Consider the following 16,594-nt stretch of genomic DNA (forward strand, 5'->3'; position numbering starts at 1 on the left):
GCAAACAACTCCCAACTAAGAATTACAAAACACCCATGATTGAAACCGGACAAATAGTGCAGGTGAGAACACGGCAGTATCTTGTAGAGGAAGTTGTCAATCCACCATCCCCAGGACAAGATACCAAAGTAAGTCTTTCCTGCTTGGAAGATGATGCCCTAGGAGAACCACTAGAAATTCTCTGGGAAAAAGAAATAGACGCAAAAATTGTAGAAAGAACTTCATGGAACACAATTGCCCACCGAGGTTTTGATGACCCCCATTTATTCTCCGCCTACTTGCACACATTACGTTGGAATTGCGTAACTTCCACAGATGCCACATTATTTCAAGCTCCCTATCGAGCCGGAATAGAAGTCAAAGCCTACCAACTAGAACCCCTACGGAAAGCATTATTAATGCCCCGGGTTAATTTATTCATTGCCGATGACGTGGGTTTAGGCAAAACCATCGAAGCAGGGCTAATACTGCGGGAAATGTTAATGCGCCAAAAAGTCAAACGAGTAGTAATCTCCTGTCCTGCGGGAGTAACAAGGCAATGGCTAGAAGAAATGGAAAATCGCTTTGGATTGACATTTGTCATTCTCAACCGTGAATTCATTATAGCCCGCCGTCAAGAACGGGGATATGGAATTAACCCTTGGACAACACACACCCGGTTCATCATTTCCCACACTTTACTGCGAGAGGAAACCTATGCAGCACCATTACGAGATTGGCTGGGTGATTTTTGTCCCAAAGCCATGTTCATCCTCGACGAAGCCCACCACGCAGCCCCCGCTAGTGGAGCCAAATATGCTGTTGACTCTCAACTAACCAAAACAGTGCGGGAACTAGCCAGGCGCTTTGAACACAAACTATTCCTATCCGCCACCCCCCACAACGGACACTCCAACAGCTTTGCAGCCCTACTAGAAATTCTTGACCCCCAGCGTTTTTGTCGAGGAGTACCCGTCAGAGACCTTAAACTTCTAGATACAGTAATGGTGCGGCGATTAAAACAAGACTTGCGAGATATAGGAGAAGAATTTCCCCAACGTCATGTAACCCCCATCATCATTGACAATCTCCCAGACAACGCCCCGGAAATACAATTATCCCAATGGCTCCAACAATATCGCCACCTACGTGAAGCCAGACTTAAAAACGCAACCAAATCAGCCCAAACCAACGCAATATTAATCATTACTTCTCTGCAAAAGCGTCTTTTGTCATCCATAGAAGCTTTTGCCCGCACCTTAAAAGTACATCAAAGTGCCATAGAAAAACAAACCACCCCCTCAGTTTCCACAGAACAAACCCATCTTTCTTTATTAATAGAAACCCCCGGAGCCGATGACGAACGAGCAGACCTACCCGAAGAAGAAGTAGAAAAAGAAGAAGAGACTCAAATGATACTTGCTTCTCAGCAAAACTGCCAGCCAACCCCCGAGGAATTAGCAATTTTGACCACCATGACAAACATAGCTAATCGTTATCGCCATGAGCCAGACCCCCGTATTAAAAGATTAGTAGCATGGATTCGTACACACCTCTGCCCAGAACTAGGTCAAACCGACGCAGCCTGGTTAAATAGGCGAGTGATTATTTTTACAGAATATACAGATACTAAAACTTATCTACACCAGCAACTCCAAGCCGCCATCGCCCACTCCAACCGTGCAAACCAACGAATAGAGACTTTTCACGGTGGTATGGGAGAAGAACGTCAAGAAGCCATTAAAGCTGCATTTAACAGCGACCCGGCCCGTCATCCCCTACGGATTTTAATTGCCACAGATGCAGCACGGGAAGGAGTAAACCTGCAAAATTACTGTGCTGATTTATTTCACTTTGATATTCCCTGGAATCCCTCCCGCATGGAACAGCGCAACGGCCGAATAGACCGCAAATTACAGCGATGTCCCATTGTCAACTGCTATTACTTTATTTTTCCCCAACGAGCAGAGGACAAAGTGTTAGACATCTTAGTGAAAAAAACCACAACCATTCAACAAGAACTAGGTAGTTTAGCACCAGTGGTACAAAAAAATGTTTCTTATTTACTCGCCAACGGTATTCATCACCACCAAATAAACCACCTAACCCATTCCATCAACAACATAGAACAACACCACCAAAACAGCCACAACAAACAAACAATCAACCTAGAACTAGAACAAGGAAGATTGCGCCAACAACAATTGAGCCAACAAATCCAGCATCTACAACTAATGTTGAAAAACGCCCGAGATTGGTTAAAACTCAACGACCTGCACTTCCGAGAAGCCATCTCCGCCGCCCTAGAAATATTGGGAGTTTCCTCCCTTAAACCCCTAGACATCAACGAAGTCGCTAAGAACCCCCTCACCGCTCGTTGGTTAATTCCTCCCCTAGACCAACACACCGGAGCAGACCCCACCTGGGCCACCACCCTAGACAGCCTGAGAACACCGCGTAAAATCGGACAAAAACCCTGGGAATGGCGCAAACAAACCCCCCCTCGTCCTGTGGTATTTCGTGACCTAGGAACTTTAGACAGTGAGGTGGTGCATTTGCACCTAGAACATAGACTTGTTCAACGGTTATTAAGCAGATTTTTAGCACAAGGATTTTTGCACAACGAATTAACCCGTGCTTGTATTTGTTTCACCGACGACCCTGTACCCAAAGTCATCGCTTTAGGAAGATTAGCTTTGTATGGAGAAGGAGCCTCCCGTCTTCACGATGAAATTATAGCCATAGCAGCTTCCTGGACTGACAACCCCAGTCCAGGAAAAAAAAGGCTTCAAATCTTAAAACAAACAGAAAAAGACAAAGTACTAGACCTATTAGAAACTTCCATAGCTTCTCCCCAATCCCCACCCATTCCCCCAGGAGTCAAACAAAGATTGCAAAACAGCGCCCCCCAAGACATAGCAGAATTAATTCCTCACCTACAACACCAAGCTCAGATATTAAAACAAAATGCTGAAAAAAAGCTAACCCAACGAGGCTTAAAAGAAGCAGGAGAAATGAAAAAAATTCTCCAGCAACAACAACAGCAAATCTTGAAATGTCAGCAAGAATCTCAAGTACTGCAATTGTCGTTATTAGAAGAAAAGCGCCAACAAGAAGCAGACCGTCGCCATTGGGAAAAACGCCTGGAAACCATTGCTACAGAAATGACCTCCGAGCCAGCTCGCATTGAATCTGCTTACAAAGTTAAAGCCACTCGAGTTGAACCAGTGGGTTTGACTTACTTATATCCAATTTCTGGTTAAGGAAAAAAGCAATGATAAAAGACTCAGAAATTAAATCACACAAAGAATGGCTTGGCTTTCTTCAGCCCGTGGGTTTGGTAGTTTATCCAATAGCATTATCAGAATCACAAGTTGTAATTAACCGCAACCCAGTGGAATTGCAACAAAAATTAGCAGCAATTGTTTATAGAAATTCTAGCAACCAACAAGACAATAGCTGTTACATCAAAGATTTTCGCACCTTCGCTCTTAATATTTTAGATTGGCAACCCCAAGACCTGGTAGAAAGTCCAACAGAATTAACTGTCTCCCTGCCAGACTATCACGAAATATTAACTCCTACCTATGCAGTACCTAAAGAAAATGGCCAGTGGATGATGTTGGTTCAAGAGTTAGAACCAGGGATAAATTTTGACAAAATCAAAAACCAAGATACTAAAACTAATTATTCCCACAGCACACTTTCTCCCCAAGCCAAGTTTGAACGATTGTTAAAAGAAACAAAAATCTACACAGGGCTTTTGTGTAATGGTAAAGAATTGCGCTTGGTATATGCGCCACCGGGAGAATCCTCAGGACATCTGACTTTTCCTGTAACAGCCATGACTGAAGTATCTGGTCGGATAATTTTAGGCGCAATGGTCATGCTTCTTTCCGCTGACCGACTATTTATTGTTCCCAGCCATCGCCGTTTACCTGCTATTTTAGAAAAAAGCCGCAAGTATCAAAACCAAGTTTCTACCCAATTATCCGAACAAGTTTTAGAAGCATTGTGGGAATTATTGCTTGGTTTTCAAACAGCATACGCTATCACCAATAACTTATTACTCACAGAAATAGCCACCACCGCACCCCAACATATTTACGGCGGGCTAATTACTGTTTTAATGCGGTTGGTATTTTTGCTCTACGCCGAAGACCGTGACTTAATGTCTCAAGATAAGGTGTATGCAAATTATTATTCCGTCACTGGTTTGTATCAACGTTTACGGTCAGATGCAGGTAATTATCCAGACACCATAGACCAAAGGTATGGCGCTTGGTCTTCATTGCTGAGTTTATTTCGCTTAGTCTACAACGGTGCTAGTCATGGAGAGTTATTTTTACCACCACGTCACGGACAATTATTTGACCCAGAGGAATATCCTTTTTTAGAAAATCGTCCACTCAATAGCAAATATCAACCAAACCAAACAATAGAGCCTCCACGACTTGCTGATGGAGTAATTTACAGAGTATTGCAGAAATTACTCATATTAGATGGAGAGCGTTTATCCTATCGTTCCTTAGATGTGGAGCACATTGGCTCAGTGTACGAAGCCATCATGGGCTACCAAGTGCAAATAGCCAAAAATCCATCCATTGGACTTTGGAGTAAACCCCAAGGAGCTAAAACATCCGTAACCGTTGTTGTTGAGCTCCAGGACATCATACAAGCTAAACCACCAGAGCGAGCTAAACTTTTAAAAAACATAGCCGGTTGTGAGGTCACAGGGAAAATTTTAACAGACCTCAAAGCAGCCCACACAGAACAAGAAATATTAGCAGCCCTAGCACCGAAGATATCACCAAAAACACCAAACTTAATACCCCGTGGATGTTTGTATTTACAACCAGGACAGGAACGACGTACCACTGGTAGTCACTACACCCCTCGTGCATTAACAGAACCCATCGTTAAAGAAACTTTAAAACCTGTTTTAGCAGCTTTAGGAAAAAATCCCACACCACAGCAAATTTTAGATTTAAAGATTTGTGATATAGCAATGGGGTCCGGAGCATTTTTGGTAGAAAGTTGTCGTCAATTAGCTGAGAAATTAGTTACAGCATGGAATCAGCACAATACCTTAGTTCACATTCCCCACAACGAAGAACCTTTATTATACGCCCAGCGCATTGTAGCTCAACAATGTTTGTATGGAGTAGACAAAAACCCTTTTGCAGTCAACTTAGCTAAACTATCTTTGTGGTTAGTCACTTTAGCCAAAACCAAAGCTTTTACCTTTCTAGACCATGCTCTTAAGTGGGGAGATTCTTTAGTCGGATTAACATCAGAACAAATTAAAAATTTTAACTGGAATATAGACACTACCTATAACGACTCTAACCTTCCTTTGTTTCACCAAACTTTAAATCAAACAGAAAAATCCCGATGGGAAATTTATAGTTTAGGTATTGATAATTATCAAATCAAACAAGACATCTATAGAAAAATAGAAGTTAATTTAGAAAATATTCGCTTGCAAGGTAATTTAGTTGTTGCAGCCTTTTTTGCTCACGATAAAGACAAAAAAAGAAAAGACGAATTAAATAATTATCGGTTAAAGATACACCATTGGCGCAGTTATCCAGAAAAAAAATTAGAAATCAAACAAATTCTTGAACACCTGGGTTTTAGCCATAAACCCATACCAGTTTTTAATTGGGAAATAGAATTTCCTGAAATTTTTAATAGGAATAATCCCGGTTTTGATGTAATTGTTGGTAATCCACCATTTGCAGGAAAAAATACATTAATTAATGCTCATATTCCCGGTTATTTAGATTGGTTAAAAGTTATCAACCCCCAATGTCATGGTAATGCTGATTTAGTTGCTCATTTTTTTCGCCGCGCCTTTAGTTTGTTACGCCAATCAGGTTGTTTTGGTTTAATCGCAACTAATACTATTGCCCAGGGTGACACCCGTAGCACCGGTTTAACATATATCTGTCACCATGGAGGAATTATTTACAATGCTCAAAGACGGTTAAAGTGGCCTGGTTTAGCTGCGGTGGTGGTGAGCGTAGTTCATGTTATTAAACAAAATACCCAAAGAGCAAATCCTGGTGTAGTTCCTTCGCAAAATAGTCTTTGTTTACAACCCATTCTAGATGGTGAAGAAGTTCCCTTTATTTCAGCGTTTTTATTTAAATCTGGTAAACATGATAACCCCCCTCCCTTGTTAGCAAATGCTGATAAAAGTTTTCAAGGTAGCATTGTTTTAGGCATGGGTTTTACTTTCGATGATGATAATCTAGATGCAACACCCATTGCAGATATGCACCGTTTGATTGAAAAAGATTCTAAAAATCAAGAGCGGATTTTTCCTTATATTGGTGGTGAGGAAGTTAATTCTAGTCCCACCCATGAACATCGTCGCTATGTCATCAATTTTGGTGATATGACTGAGGAGGAGGCTAGGGAATATCCTGATTTAATGCACATTGTTGAGGAAAAAGTTAAGCCTGAAAGAGATAAGCAAAAAAGAGATGCTCTACGTATCAAATGGTGGCAATATGCTGAAAAAAGACCTGGTTTAGTAAAAGCCATCGCACCTCTTGAACGGGTGTTAGTTACTAACGCTCAAGCATCAATGCATTTATGTTTCATTTTTCACGCACCTAATGTTGTATTTGCCAATAGTTTAAATATTTTTCCTTTCCAAAGTTATTCTACTTTTGCAGTTCTTCAATCACGTATCCATGAAACATGGGCTAGATTTTTCAGTTCAACTTTAGAAGACCGACTTCGTTACAATCCCTCAGACTGCTTTGAAACCTTCCCCTTCCCTGAAAACTGGGAAATTAACTCCACCCTAGAAGCTGCGGGAAAACAATATTATGAATACCGCGCTGCTATGATGGTTCGCCACAACCAAGGATTAACAACCACATATAACCGCTTCCACGACCCAGATGAATGGAGTCCTGAAATATTGCAATTGCGCCAACTTCATCAAGAAATGGATAAAGCAGTGCTCAATGCTTATGGTTGGTGCGATATTTCCATTGATTGCGATTTTCTTCTTGATTATGAAGAAGAAGAAGAAGTTGAACATAACACAAAACCACAAAAGAAAAAACCCTGGCGATATCGTTGGGGCGAAGGAATTCGCGATGAAATTTTAGCTCGTTTACTTCAATTGAACCAACAACAAAGCGAAGCAGAAATTTTAGGTGGAAAATTTCCACCCCCTAAATAAAAACAATCAATCCCAAGGAATTCCTAACTCCCAACATTTCTTCCCAATGTAATTAATAGTTGAGAAAACCTATGTGCTTATGGCAACTTTATTATCATATTGTCTGGGGAACTAAACAACATTTACCTTTGATTGTTCCTCAACAGGAGTTTATCCTTCATAACTATATTATTCGCAAAGCCAATGAAGTTAATTGCATAATCCATGGTATTGGTGGAATGGAAGACCATATTCATTTAGTCATATCTATTCCCCCCACCATCGCTATCGCTAATTTAATAGAAAACATCAAATATAGCAGTTCATGTCATTTTTATGAAAACAATTTTTTCACCCCAACCAAATTTTTTTGGGATTCAGGATATAGTGTTTGTTCCCTTAGTTATAAACAATTAGAACAAACCGTAAGTTACGTCAAAAATCAAAAAAAACACCACCTACAAGGCACCCTCAAAGTGGAATTAGAAAAAACCAACATTAATTAAGACAATGAACAAAGAAAAATATACCACCTCCCCACAAGTGCGATCGCATTTAATTGAATTTTTAGAGCTTGACCTCATCGGACCCACACCACAAAACCAAGACTATGCTGAAGAAATTCTCGACCAACCACCATCAAAGTACTATCTTACAGGTTTTTTAGTCCCCCATGGTGTACCCATATCACAACGCAGTGATGATAGTAGCGATGATGACATAGACCTCATTTCAGATAAAATTAGCAGTGAAGACGAAAATATTCCTGAAAAAACCTTTGCAAAAAAAGCTTATTTTCCTTCCTCCATTGGGTTAAGCTTTCTCTTGCAAGAAAATGTTAATTTCCTTGATGTCACAATTCAATGGGGTGACTATTTAGAACTAAAACACAACCCCACCCCAACAGAAAACCACCTCAATGAAAAAGAAACAACTTCTTCAGATAAACAACCCCCCAACACCCACCACCAAAAGCCAGTTAATTTATCAGGTTCCTGGAAACGCATTCCCCGTGAAGCAAAAATCCCTGTTTCTTTAACAGAATTATTTTCCAACTACAATCAATTACCAAAAATAATTCCCATACCAGACACCGACGGCTTACAGCTCGTAGTTTCCCTTCGTCCCGTCAGTAATAATAACTTAATACCCCCTGGTACAGGTTCCGTTTCTGTATTTTTGGTTAATAATCGCTTTTCTACCCCAGAAAACAACAAAGATACCACCTACACCTTTCAAACTTGTTTAACCATCCACACTCCCCAACCATTAGTACCCCGTCCTAATCTCCGAGGTGGTAACAACGAAGATTGGGACGAAAACGTAGCTGATTTACAATACCGTCACGATTATGAATATGCTGTAGGTCACAATGTTTCTGTTATTGCTCTTACCGACACTAACGGTAACTGTCAACAAGTAAGCACCGCATGGATACCTAAAGCTGATGTAGAAAAGGTCATACCCACCCAAGTTAATAACGTAGAACTGAACATGGAAGCCCTAGCCCACGCTTCCACTCCACAAGCATTACAAAAAATGCTTTTTCCCCTGGTAGATGCTTATAACCAGTGGATTGCTCAACAAACCAGTGAGTTTTCCACACAAAGCACAGGACAAGATGAAACTTTTAATTTGCTTATCCGCAATTGTCAAATCGCCAACCAGCGAATCCACGCAGGTATCCTAGCATTACAAGACCCCCAAATATTCACTGCTTTTTCCATGGCCAACAAAGCCATAGCCACAGCCATTCGCCAACGTAACACCCACAACAAAAACATCACCCCTTCATCAGTAGCACCACCTCAATGGCGACTCTTTCAATTAGCCTTTTTGCTAATGAACTTAGTAGGAATAGCCCAAGGGGAAAGCAGCCATCGCCCTGTAGTAGATTTATTGTTTTTTCCCACAGGCGGTGGAAAAACCGAAGCCTATTTAGGAATCGCTGCTTTTACCCTAGTTTTACGCCGACTCCGTTATCCTGGAGTCAAATCAGCTGGAGTAAGCGTTTTAATGCGCTATACACTGCGGTTGTTAACTCTCGACCAATTAGGACGAGGAGCCACAATGATTTGCGCCCTAGAGTTAGAAAGACGTAAAAATCCTCAGCAATTGGGAACCTGGCCATTTGAAATTGGCCTATGGGTAGGAGAAAAAGCCACCCCTAACCGCATGGGTAAAGCAGGAGAAAGAAACGAAAACAGCGCTAGAGAAAGAACCATTGCTTTTGAACGCGACAACTCCACTAGAGCACCATCACCCATCCCCATAGAAAATTGTCCTTGGTGTGGGACAAAATTAAAACCCATTTGTTTTCAGTTAAAACCCACTCCTCAGCGACCAATTAATTTAGAAATAACCTGTTGTAATCGCAGCTGTGATTTTCATGGAGATTCTTCTTTACCAATAGTAGCGGTGGATGAAGTCATATATCGCCGCTTGCCTTGCTTTATCATTTCCACAGTGGATAAATTTGCTATGTTACCTTGGGTAGGAGAAACAGGTACATTATTTGGAAAAGTAGACCGCCATGATCAAGATGGTTTCTATGGACCTACTCAACTCAACAAAGGGAAACCTCTAGGGAATCATTTACCACCACCAGATTTAATTATTCAAGACGAATTACATTTAATTTCTGGCCCCCTAGGAACAATGGTCGGACTCTACGAAACCGCCATAGATGCTTTATCCACCCAACAAAAAAACAATCACAAAATTCTTCCCAAAATAATCGCTTCCACCGCCACAGTTCGCCGCGCCAACAAACAAATTCAAGCATTATTTGGACGTAACGAAGTCAGCATATTTCCCCCACCAGGACCAGACAGACGCGACTCATTTTTTGCCAAAACCGTCCCCATCACTGAAAAAAACGGCCGCACCTATGTAGGAATCGCAGCCCAAGGACGCAGCGCTAAAGTGGTATTACTACGAACTTATTTAGCATTATTAGGCGCAGCCCAAAAACAATGGTTAAATCTAGGAGGAAATAAAAATCCCGAAAACCCAGCAGACCCCTACATGACCTTACTAGGCTACTTTAACTCCTTGCAGGAACTTGGTGGTAGTCGGCGAATTGTTGAAGACGAAGTTAAATCTCGCCTTGCTTACCATAGCCGTCGTCGGCGAGTTAATGAAACATCAGGTTTATTTGCAGACCGAGAAATAGACGACGAACCAGAAGAATTAACCTCTCGTATTACCACGAATCAAATTGCAAACACAAAACGACGCATGGAATTAACCTTTAGCCAACAAGAAAAAATCGATGTTGTCTTAGCCACTAACATGATTTCCGTCGGTTTGGATATTACCCGCCTCGGTTTAATGGTAGTTCTCGGTCAACCTAAAACAGCCGCTGAATATATCCAAGCCACCAGTCGTGTAGGACGAGATGACCAGAAACCAGGATTAGTAATTACTTTACTCAACATTCATCGTCCACGCGATCGCTCCCATTATGAACGCTTTTGTGCTTGGCACGCAACATTCTACCGAGACGTAGAAGCCAGTAGCGTCACACCTTTTTCACCCCGGGCCATTGACCGAGGTCTTGCAGCCATTACTGTTGCTTTAGCCCGACTGGGACATCCAGGAATGACAGCACCCACCCACGCCTTCAATATTACTAAATATCGCCAAGAATTAAATTTTGTTATTGATACCATAGCCCAACGAGCACAATTGTGTAAAAACCAAGAAAATGATTCTGAACAAACACGTCAAAAAGTTGCAGCACGAGTAAAAGAATTGCTCGACCTGTGGAACAGTACTGCTGATGAAAAAAACCGCCTCCAATATCAACGAGAAGTGGGAGAAGCACCACCACTGATATTCAACCCCCTAGACCCAGAGCTAGATAACCAACCCCCAGAAATCAAAAAAAGATTCAAAGCCCAGCGTAGCTTGCGCGACGTAGAACCAATGGTTAATTTACGGTTAATTAATTTCCACGGACAAGAAATAGAGGAATCACAAACATGAGTAACCCCCCAGTCGGACAACTACGCCAAAGTCAAATGCTTTCTTCCTTTGGACCAGGTGCCATGGTAGATTTACCTAAACATTCCGTTTTAATTGGTGGCTTAAGTCATTGGCGTGGTGAAAAAAAACTCATCCACGAAGAACGTTTAGCAGCTAGAGTTGCAGAGGTTTTGCAAGTTCCCGAAATCAAATTATATGCACCCCCCATAGACCAACAAGACTTTCAAGGTACCCCCACAGGAATTGATGTTTTCATCTTTCCCACCTGGTTTTTAGCCCAAGTCAAAAAAACCTGGGAAGATACCAAAACCAAAAAAACATACCGCACCCGTCCCCTAATACCCTGGTCTAATTTAACCAATGGTCAATATCTCGATTCTCGCAGAAAGAAAGTCCCGGTTGTACCCATCCGCTTTGTCCAAGCCTGCGTCAACGGACATATCAGCGATATTGATTGGATTTACTTCCTACATTCCAATACAGAAAAACAATGCAGAGGTCCCCTGTGGTTAGACGAAGCCGGTTCTGGTAATGATTTCGCTGAAATTTACGTCCGTTGCGAAAGTTGCGGACAGCGCCGCCCCCTAGCCAATGCTAAGGTCCCCAACGGTAAAGTTTTAGGTCCATGTCAAGGCCATCGCCCCTGGCTAAAACCTGACCCAGGTTCCCAGGAACCTTACTGTATTCGTCAATCCACCGGCGAACCAGAATACAATCGTTTATTAGTCAGGTCAGCCAGCAACGCTTACTTTTCTCAACATCTCAGCGTAATTTCCCTTCCTGACTCCGATGCACCTTTACAACAAGCCGTCAATGCAGTGTATGATGACTTTCTCCAATATGCAGAAAGCACCAGCGAAATTCAAAAAGAGCGCAAAAAACACAAAGTAGCCGCAGCCCTGGAAAAATTCAGCAATGAAGCAGTTTGGCAAGAAGTGCAACGGCGACAAAGCGGGCAAGTAAAAATACCTAAAAGCATTAAGCAAGTAGAAATTGAAACACTACTTTCCAGCCCGGTGGAAGTTGGCGAAGACATACCAGAAAGCGACTTTTATGCCACATCACGCACCTTGGATCACCTAAAGCCCAAATTTTCTGCTTGTATTGAAAGAATTGTTTTAGTCCACCGCCTACGAGAAGTCATTGCTCAAGTAGGCTTTACCCGCTTTGAAGCCGAAATGCCAGACATAGACGGCGAACTTGATATTAACGTCCGCCGAGCAGCCCTAGACACACAACACAACTGGGTTCCAGCTATAGAAAACAAAGGGGAAGGCATATTCATTGCCTTTCGTCAACAAGCAATTGACCGTTGGTTTCATCGCCCCCCAGTGAAAGAGCGCGCCAGAGAACTTTCCAGAGGATTTGACATTTGGTGTGCCCGTAAAGGCATAGACCAAGAAAAACAAAAAATCAAATTCCCTGGAGTTCAGTATACCATGCTCCATTCGTTATCACACCTACTAATTATGGCAGTATCCCTAGAATGTGGCTACGCTGCTAGCTCCATCCGCGAACGCATTTATGCCAGCAACGCAGGTTACGGCATTCTCTTATACACAGGCTCATCCGGATCAGAAGGAACATTAGGCGGACTAGTAGAAGTTGGTAAACGCATTGAACACCATCTAGAACTAGCCCTAGAGCAAGGAAAATTATGCTCCAACGACCCAGTATGCGCCCAACACCGACCAGATAACGAAGAAGAAGAACGCTTTTTACACGGCTGTGCTTGTCACGGATGCTTGCTCATTGCAGAAACATCCTGCGAACGCCGCAACGAATTTCTAGACAGAGCCTTAGTAATATCCACCGTAGAAAAACTAGGCGCAGAGTTCTTTGACTAATATCCCTGCATTCACATCTCCTTGGAACTTACACCCACAGCCACATCCATGGTTACCAGTACAAAGAGACTTTTTCACAATTCCACCACAATACCCCAAGGATTTTCAGCCTATTTTCCTATAAATTTCACCGCTAAAAGGCTGTACACCAATCATGGGATACTCATCATCGCTGGGACTAAAAATCCTCATCACATCTGTCACTACAATCCGCAAACCTTCGGAAATTGATTTCGTCATCTCCGCTAATACTTTGGTAATAGCCATAAAAGACTCCTTATTCGAGTCGCTTGAATAGTGATGTATCTAATCTAATATCAATATTGTTACTTACAGCACTTTTTAAGTAAATAAATTACAAACCTTAATATCATAAATGTAGCAAGCGCAAAGGTAATACAAGCATAAACTATAAGCACTGCTTACTGACTAAAATCGGGTCTGCTTCTAGGCCATAATCAGGGGCTAAATTATCGGAAGTAAGATTAAGTTGAGTTCCAGCAAAGTTTTCAGTGGTGGTAAACTTAAAATCCCCTAACTTTAACGGTAGGGTTTGGTTAGGCCAGTTACCACCAAAGTCAGCATAGCCAAATTGAATATAGCGATCGCTTTGGGAATCCTTGTCTAGGTTACTACCATCAGCTAGGTCTTCCACTGGAACGAATAGATTGTTATTAAACAGATTTTCTACAGTTTGAAAATTCAATTCATTAGAATTGTAGTGCAACCGCAGACTAATGCCGGTCAGGGTGTTGTCACCAGTGGAGGTGTTGTAGAACAGGGGAATAGATACATTACCACCGGGAAAGACCATTAAATTATCTAATGATGTAATTTGTTGGCCATCCCTCACCACTGGTGGTGTATCCTCATTACTAATGGTTCCCGTACCAGTACTGTTGCTAATAGTGGCGTTACTGGGGTTAGATAAAGTAACAGTAAAAGTCTCATCCGGTTCCACCACCGTGTCACCACTGACATTCACTGTAATTACCTGAGATGTTTCCCCAGGTGCAAAGGTGACAGTACCCGTGGGGAGGTTTCCCCCGAAGTCCTCGGCGTTAACGCCATTGGCTCCTGTAGCTGTGACTTCCCAGTTAGCAGTGGTGATACCTGTGGTGTCTCCAGTGCGGGTCACTGTGAAGGTAAAGGGGGTGGTTCCGATGTTTCCTTCCAATTGTGTGATGTTGGTGGGGGCGAATATTCCTATTGAGGGAATAAACTCACTCACATCGATAATTTGCAATCCTGCACTCTCATCATCCACATAGGCGTAGTTCCCCAATACTTGCACACCCAAAGCAGAGCCAGAGGTATTGTAATTCCCTGCAAGGGTAACCATAAAGTCAATCCTTAATTGGTAAAATTAATAGTGTCTGCGGTGTGAAAATTTACATATTCAACCCGCTTAACTAAAATTTATGTTACAACAAACACCAAAATTATGTCAAATTCGAGGTTTATAAGGTATAATGGCGGGAATTCGTAAACCCATTTCTGAGATGCTCAGTACTAATTAATTCAAGTGCTATTTTAATTAGACCATGGACTCCAGATGCAGTTTTTGGAGAAAATAGTTTCAGGAATGCTTTTAATTGTCACCACCAATGCTCAACACCATTTATTTCGTCTTTGTGTTGACTTTTACCATTTAGCTTCCCACTCTTGGCATAAATTCATTTTTCTTAACTTGACATTAATGGCATCTTCCCCGCCTACCTACTCAGATAAAATGCCCTGTAACTGAAAACCGCAACATATTGTAAATATCTGCAATACTTCTTCCGCTATGTTTGCAATACTTTAACTTTATTGGTACCTAGCCCATGGGGAAACATCAGTAAAATAATCGCTGCATCTCAAACTTTGTACCTTGCAATTCAACGCGCTGCTTTGAGCATCGCCTCTACTTCTTTTGGACGGAAATATTTCCCCTCTCCCTTTGACGCTAGTTTACAAAACTTTACGTCGTGATCAACTTTGCACCTATCTTGTCCTTGCCCCAGTTTTACCCTAACACTTATACGGTTATTGTACATTGTGGTTGCATTGTGGCAACGGTTCAAAAGTTATATAAAACTAAACCGTTTAGTTTAACAACAAAGCTGTTACTAAGCTAACCTAGTTACTGAACATTTAGTCATATTTGACTATAATTATGTATATAAAGTTTAAAACTATGTGATGTCGAGGTAATATGTCTGTAATTATTGGGTTATTTATAGTAGCAGTACTTGTAAGTATTGTTGTCTATTATGGATTTATTGTAGAAAATTCACGATTGCAAAGTCTAATTCAATGTATATCTCAGATAGAAAAATATCCTAATTCTCCTAGTGGATATGATAATTTTATGATTCTATGGAGACAATCCTTATCCATGAATCCTCAAACTTTTTTAGCAGGTAATTATTATGATAGGATATTGAAGATATGCAATACAAATTCTAGTAATATTCTCGCTTGGCAGCTATTGAAAGCAGTTGTAATTCATTTTCTGCCGTCATTTAATGAAAATCAAATATCAGAAACATTCACACTTCTTATTACTAGTCTTGAGAAGGAATTCAAAAATACTCCCATTAAAAAAGTAATATTAGAAATTCTTCCTTTATTCATTACAGATAGTGAAACATCTGTTAAATTCATCAACTATTGGCTACCAAAAAGCCTAGTGAGATTAGTAGAAATAGACCCCAATTTATATGTTATCAACATACCTCTCAAAATAGATGATTTAAAAGTTTATGGAGATAGATCCACTATAAACTTTGATTTAATTTATTTTAAAATTCATCAAGGTGAGTTTACCATGGGTGATACTAATATTAATTATAATTTAAAAGAACTATTCGAGATTTTTGTAGAATCAATTATTGGTATAGAATCCACAATTTTTATTAACATGGTTCCTCGAAGACTAATTATATCCAATAATAACTACAGAATTACGGAAATAAGTTACTTAAAAACTTTGTATAAAGAATTTGTTAACATGAATAGTGAAATTAACAATTTGGATAGTGAAATTCAAAAAATTGAATCATTAACTCAAGTTATCAAAGATTCTGATGCTCATCAACACCAGTTGGTTACATATAAAAAAGGGTTAAAAATACTAAAAGATAGTCGGTTAAAAGCCATAGAAATAAGGGAAGAGTACTTTCAGTTTCTTAAAGAACGTACTTTGAACTTTTATCTAGAAGACCTAGAACCTGATATGTTTAAAGTGGAAAACAAAAAAATAAACTGGGAAGTAAAACACCAGAATTTCAAAGAAGATTATGATTTTTTCAAAACCATGATTCAAGAATACAAGAAGTTAAAAAATAACTAGAATTTAAGCAGAAGTGTTGAATCCTGCAATAAAAATTTACAATTTTTGCGTTTTACCCAGATAAAGTTCATTGTCTATTAAGAATAAAGTCATTAATTGCTCAAATTTTGTATCACCGATGCACAACTTGGACAGTCAACAGTCAACATTTCTAGAATTTAAGGTACAGGGGTCAGCAGTTTTAAAAAATTCAAGGCTTTAGATTATTGACAAGGATTTGAACCTTAAAAAACCGTCAGATAATTTAGTAACTGTAAA

8 protein-coding genes are annotated in these 16,594 nt (G+C 40.6%); 6 read left to right on the top strand and 2 right to left on the bottom strand.

The features are described 5' to 3' along the window. Positions 1–35: 35 nt before the first annotated feature. From drmD to NWP25_RS13620, 5 genes are all read left to right on the top strand, one after another. On the top strand, positions 36–3,242 hold the full coding sequence (drmD, locus tag NWP25_RS13600) for a DISARM system SNF2-like helicase DrmD (protein WP_280699595.1): 3,207 nt from the start codon (positions 36–38) through the stop codon (positions 3,240–3,242). Positions 3,243–3,253: 11 nt separating this feature from the next. Further along, positions 3,254–7,183 carry an Eco57I restriction-modification methylase domain-containing protein gene (locus NWP25_RS13605; protein ID WP_280699597.1) on the top strand — a complete coding sequence of 1,310 codons (3,930 nt, stop codon included), beginning with the start codon at positions 3,254–3,256 and terminating at the stop codon, positions 7,181–7,183. A gap of 71 nt (positions 7,184–7,254) precedes the next feature. Further along, entirely contained in the window at positions 7,255–7,668 is a 414-nt protein-coding gene (tnpA, locus tag NWP25_RS13610; RefSeq protein ID WP_280650978.1) for an IS200/IS605 family transposase, read from the top strand. A 4-nt stretch (positions 7,669–7,672) separates the two neighbouring features. Further along, positions 7,673–11,152 carry a DISARM system helicase DrmA gene (gene drmA, locus NWP25_RS13615; protein WP_280699599.1) on the top strand — a complete coding sequence of 1,160 codons (3,480 nt, stop codon included), beginning with the start codon at positions 7,673–7,675 and terminating at the stop codon, positions 11,150–11,152. Beyond that, positions 11,149–12,999 carry a DUF1998 domain-containing protein gene (locus NWP25_RS13620; RefSeq protein WP_280650980.1) on the top strand — a complete coding sequence of 617 codons (1,851 nt, stop codon included), beginning with the start codon at positions 11,149–11,151 and terminating at the stop codon, positions 12,997–12,999. Before drmA ends, NWP25_RS13620 begins: the two co-directional genes overlap by 4 nt. A gap of 105 nt (positions 13,000–13,104) precedes the next feature. Here NWP25_RS13620 and NWP25_RS13625 read toward each other — a convergent pair whose 3' ends face one another. Continuing rightward, positions 13,105–13,266, bottom strand: coding sequence for a nicotinate phosphoribosyltransferase (locus NWP25_RS13625; protein ID WP_280650981.1), 162 nt, complete (start codon positions 13,264–13,266; stop codon positions 13,105–13,107). A gap of 142 nt (positions 13,267–13,408) precedes the next feature. After that, complete coding sequence (locus NWP25_RS13630; protein ID WP_280650982.1) at positions 13,409–14,341, bottom strand: Calx-beta domain-containing protein; 933 nt, start codon at positions 14,339–14,341, stop codon at positions 13,409–13,411. A gap of 855 nt (positions 14,342–15,196) precedes the next feature. Here NWP25_RS13630 and NWP25_RS13635 point away from each other — a divergent pair. Next, positions 15,197–16,336 carry a hypothetical protein gene (locus tag NWP25_RS13635; RefSeq protein ID WP_280650983.1) on the top strand — a complete coding sequence of 380 codons (1,140 nt, stop codon included), beginning with the start codon at positions 15,197–15,199 and terminating at the stop codon, positions 16,334–16,336. Positions 16,337–16,594 lie beyond the last annotated feature (258 nt).

Source organism: Umezakia ovalisporum Ak1311, assembly GCF_029891685.1.
In the GTDB taxonomy this organism is placed as follows: Bacteria; Cyanobacteriota; Cyanobacteriia; order Cyanobacteriales; family Nostocaceae; genus Umezakia; species Umezakia ovalisporum.

What these genes read in the sequence shown, in the direction of transcription:
- drmD (WP_280699595.1), top strand. Translation starts at nt 36, where the DNA reads ATGATTGAAACCGGACAAATAGTGCAGGTGAGAACACGGCAGTATCTT.
- NWP25_RS13605 (WP_280699597.1), top strand. Translation starts at nt 3,254, where the DNA reads ATGATAAAAGACTCAGAAATTAAATCACACAAAGAATGGCTTGGCTTT.
- tnpA (WP_280650978.1), top strand. Translation starts at nt 7,255, where the DNA reads ATGTGCTTATGGCAACTTTATTATCATATTGTCTGGGGAACTAAACAA.
- drmA (WP_280699599.1), top strand. Translation starts at nt 7,673, where the DNA reads ATGAACAAAGAAAAATATACCACCTCCCCACAAGTGCGATCGCATTTA.
- NWP25_RS13620 (WP_280650980.1), top strand. Translation starts at nt 11,149, where the DNA reads ATGAGTAACCCCCCAGTCGGACAACTACGCCAAAGTCAAATGCTTTCT.
- NWP25_RS13625 (WP_280650981.1), bottom strand. Translation starts at nt 13,266, where the DNA reads ATGGCTATTACCAAAGTATTAGCGGAGATGACGAAATCAATTTCCGAA.
- NWP25_RS13630 (WP_280650982.1), bottom strand. Translation starts at nt 14,341, where the DNA reads ATGGTTACCCTTGCAGGGAATTACAATACCTCTGGCTCTGCTTTGGGT.
- NWP25_RS13635 (WP_280650983.1), top strand. Translation starts at nt 15,197, where the DNA reads ATGTCTGTAATTATTGGGTTATTTATAGTAGCAGTACTTGTAAGTATT.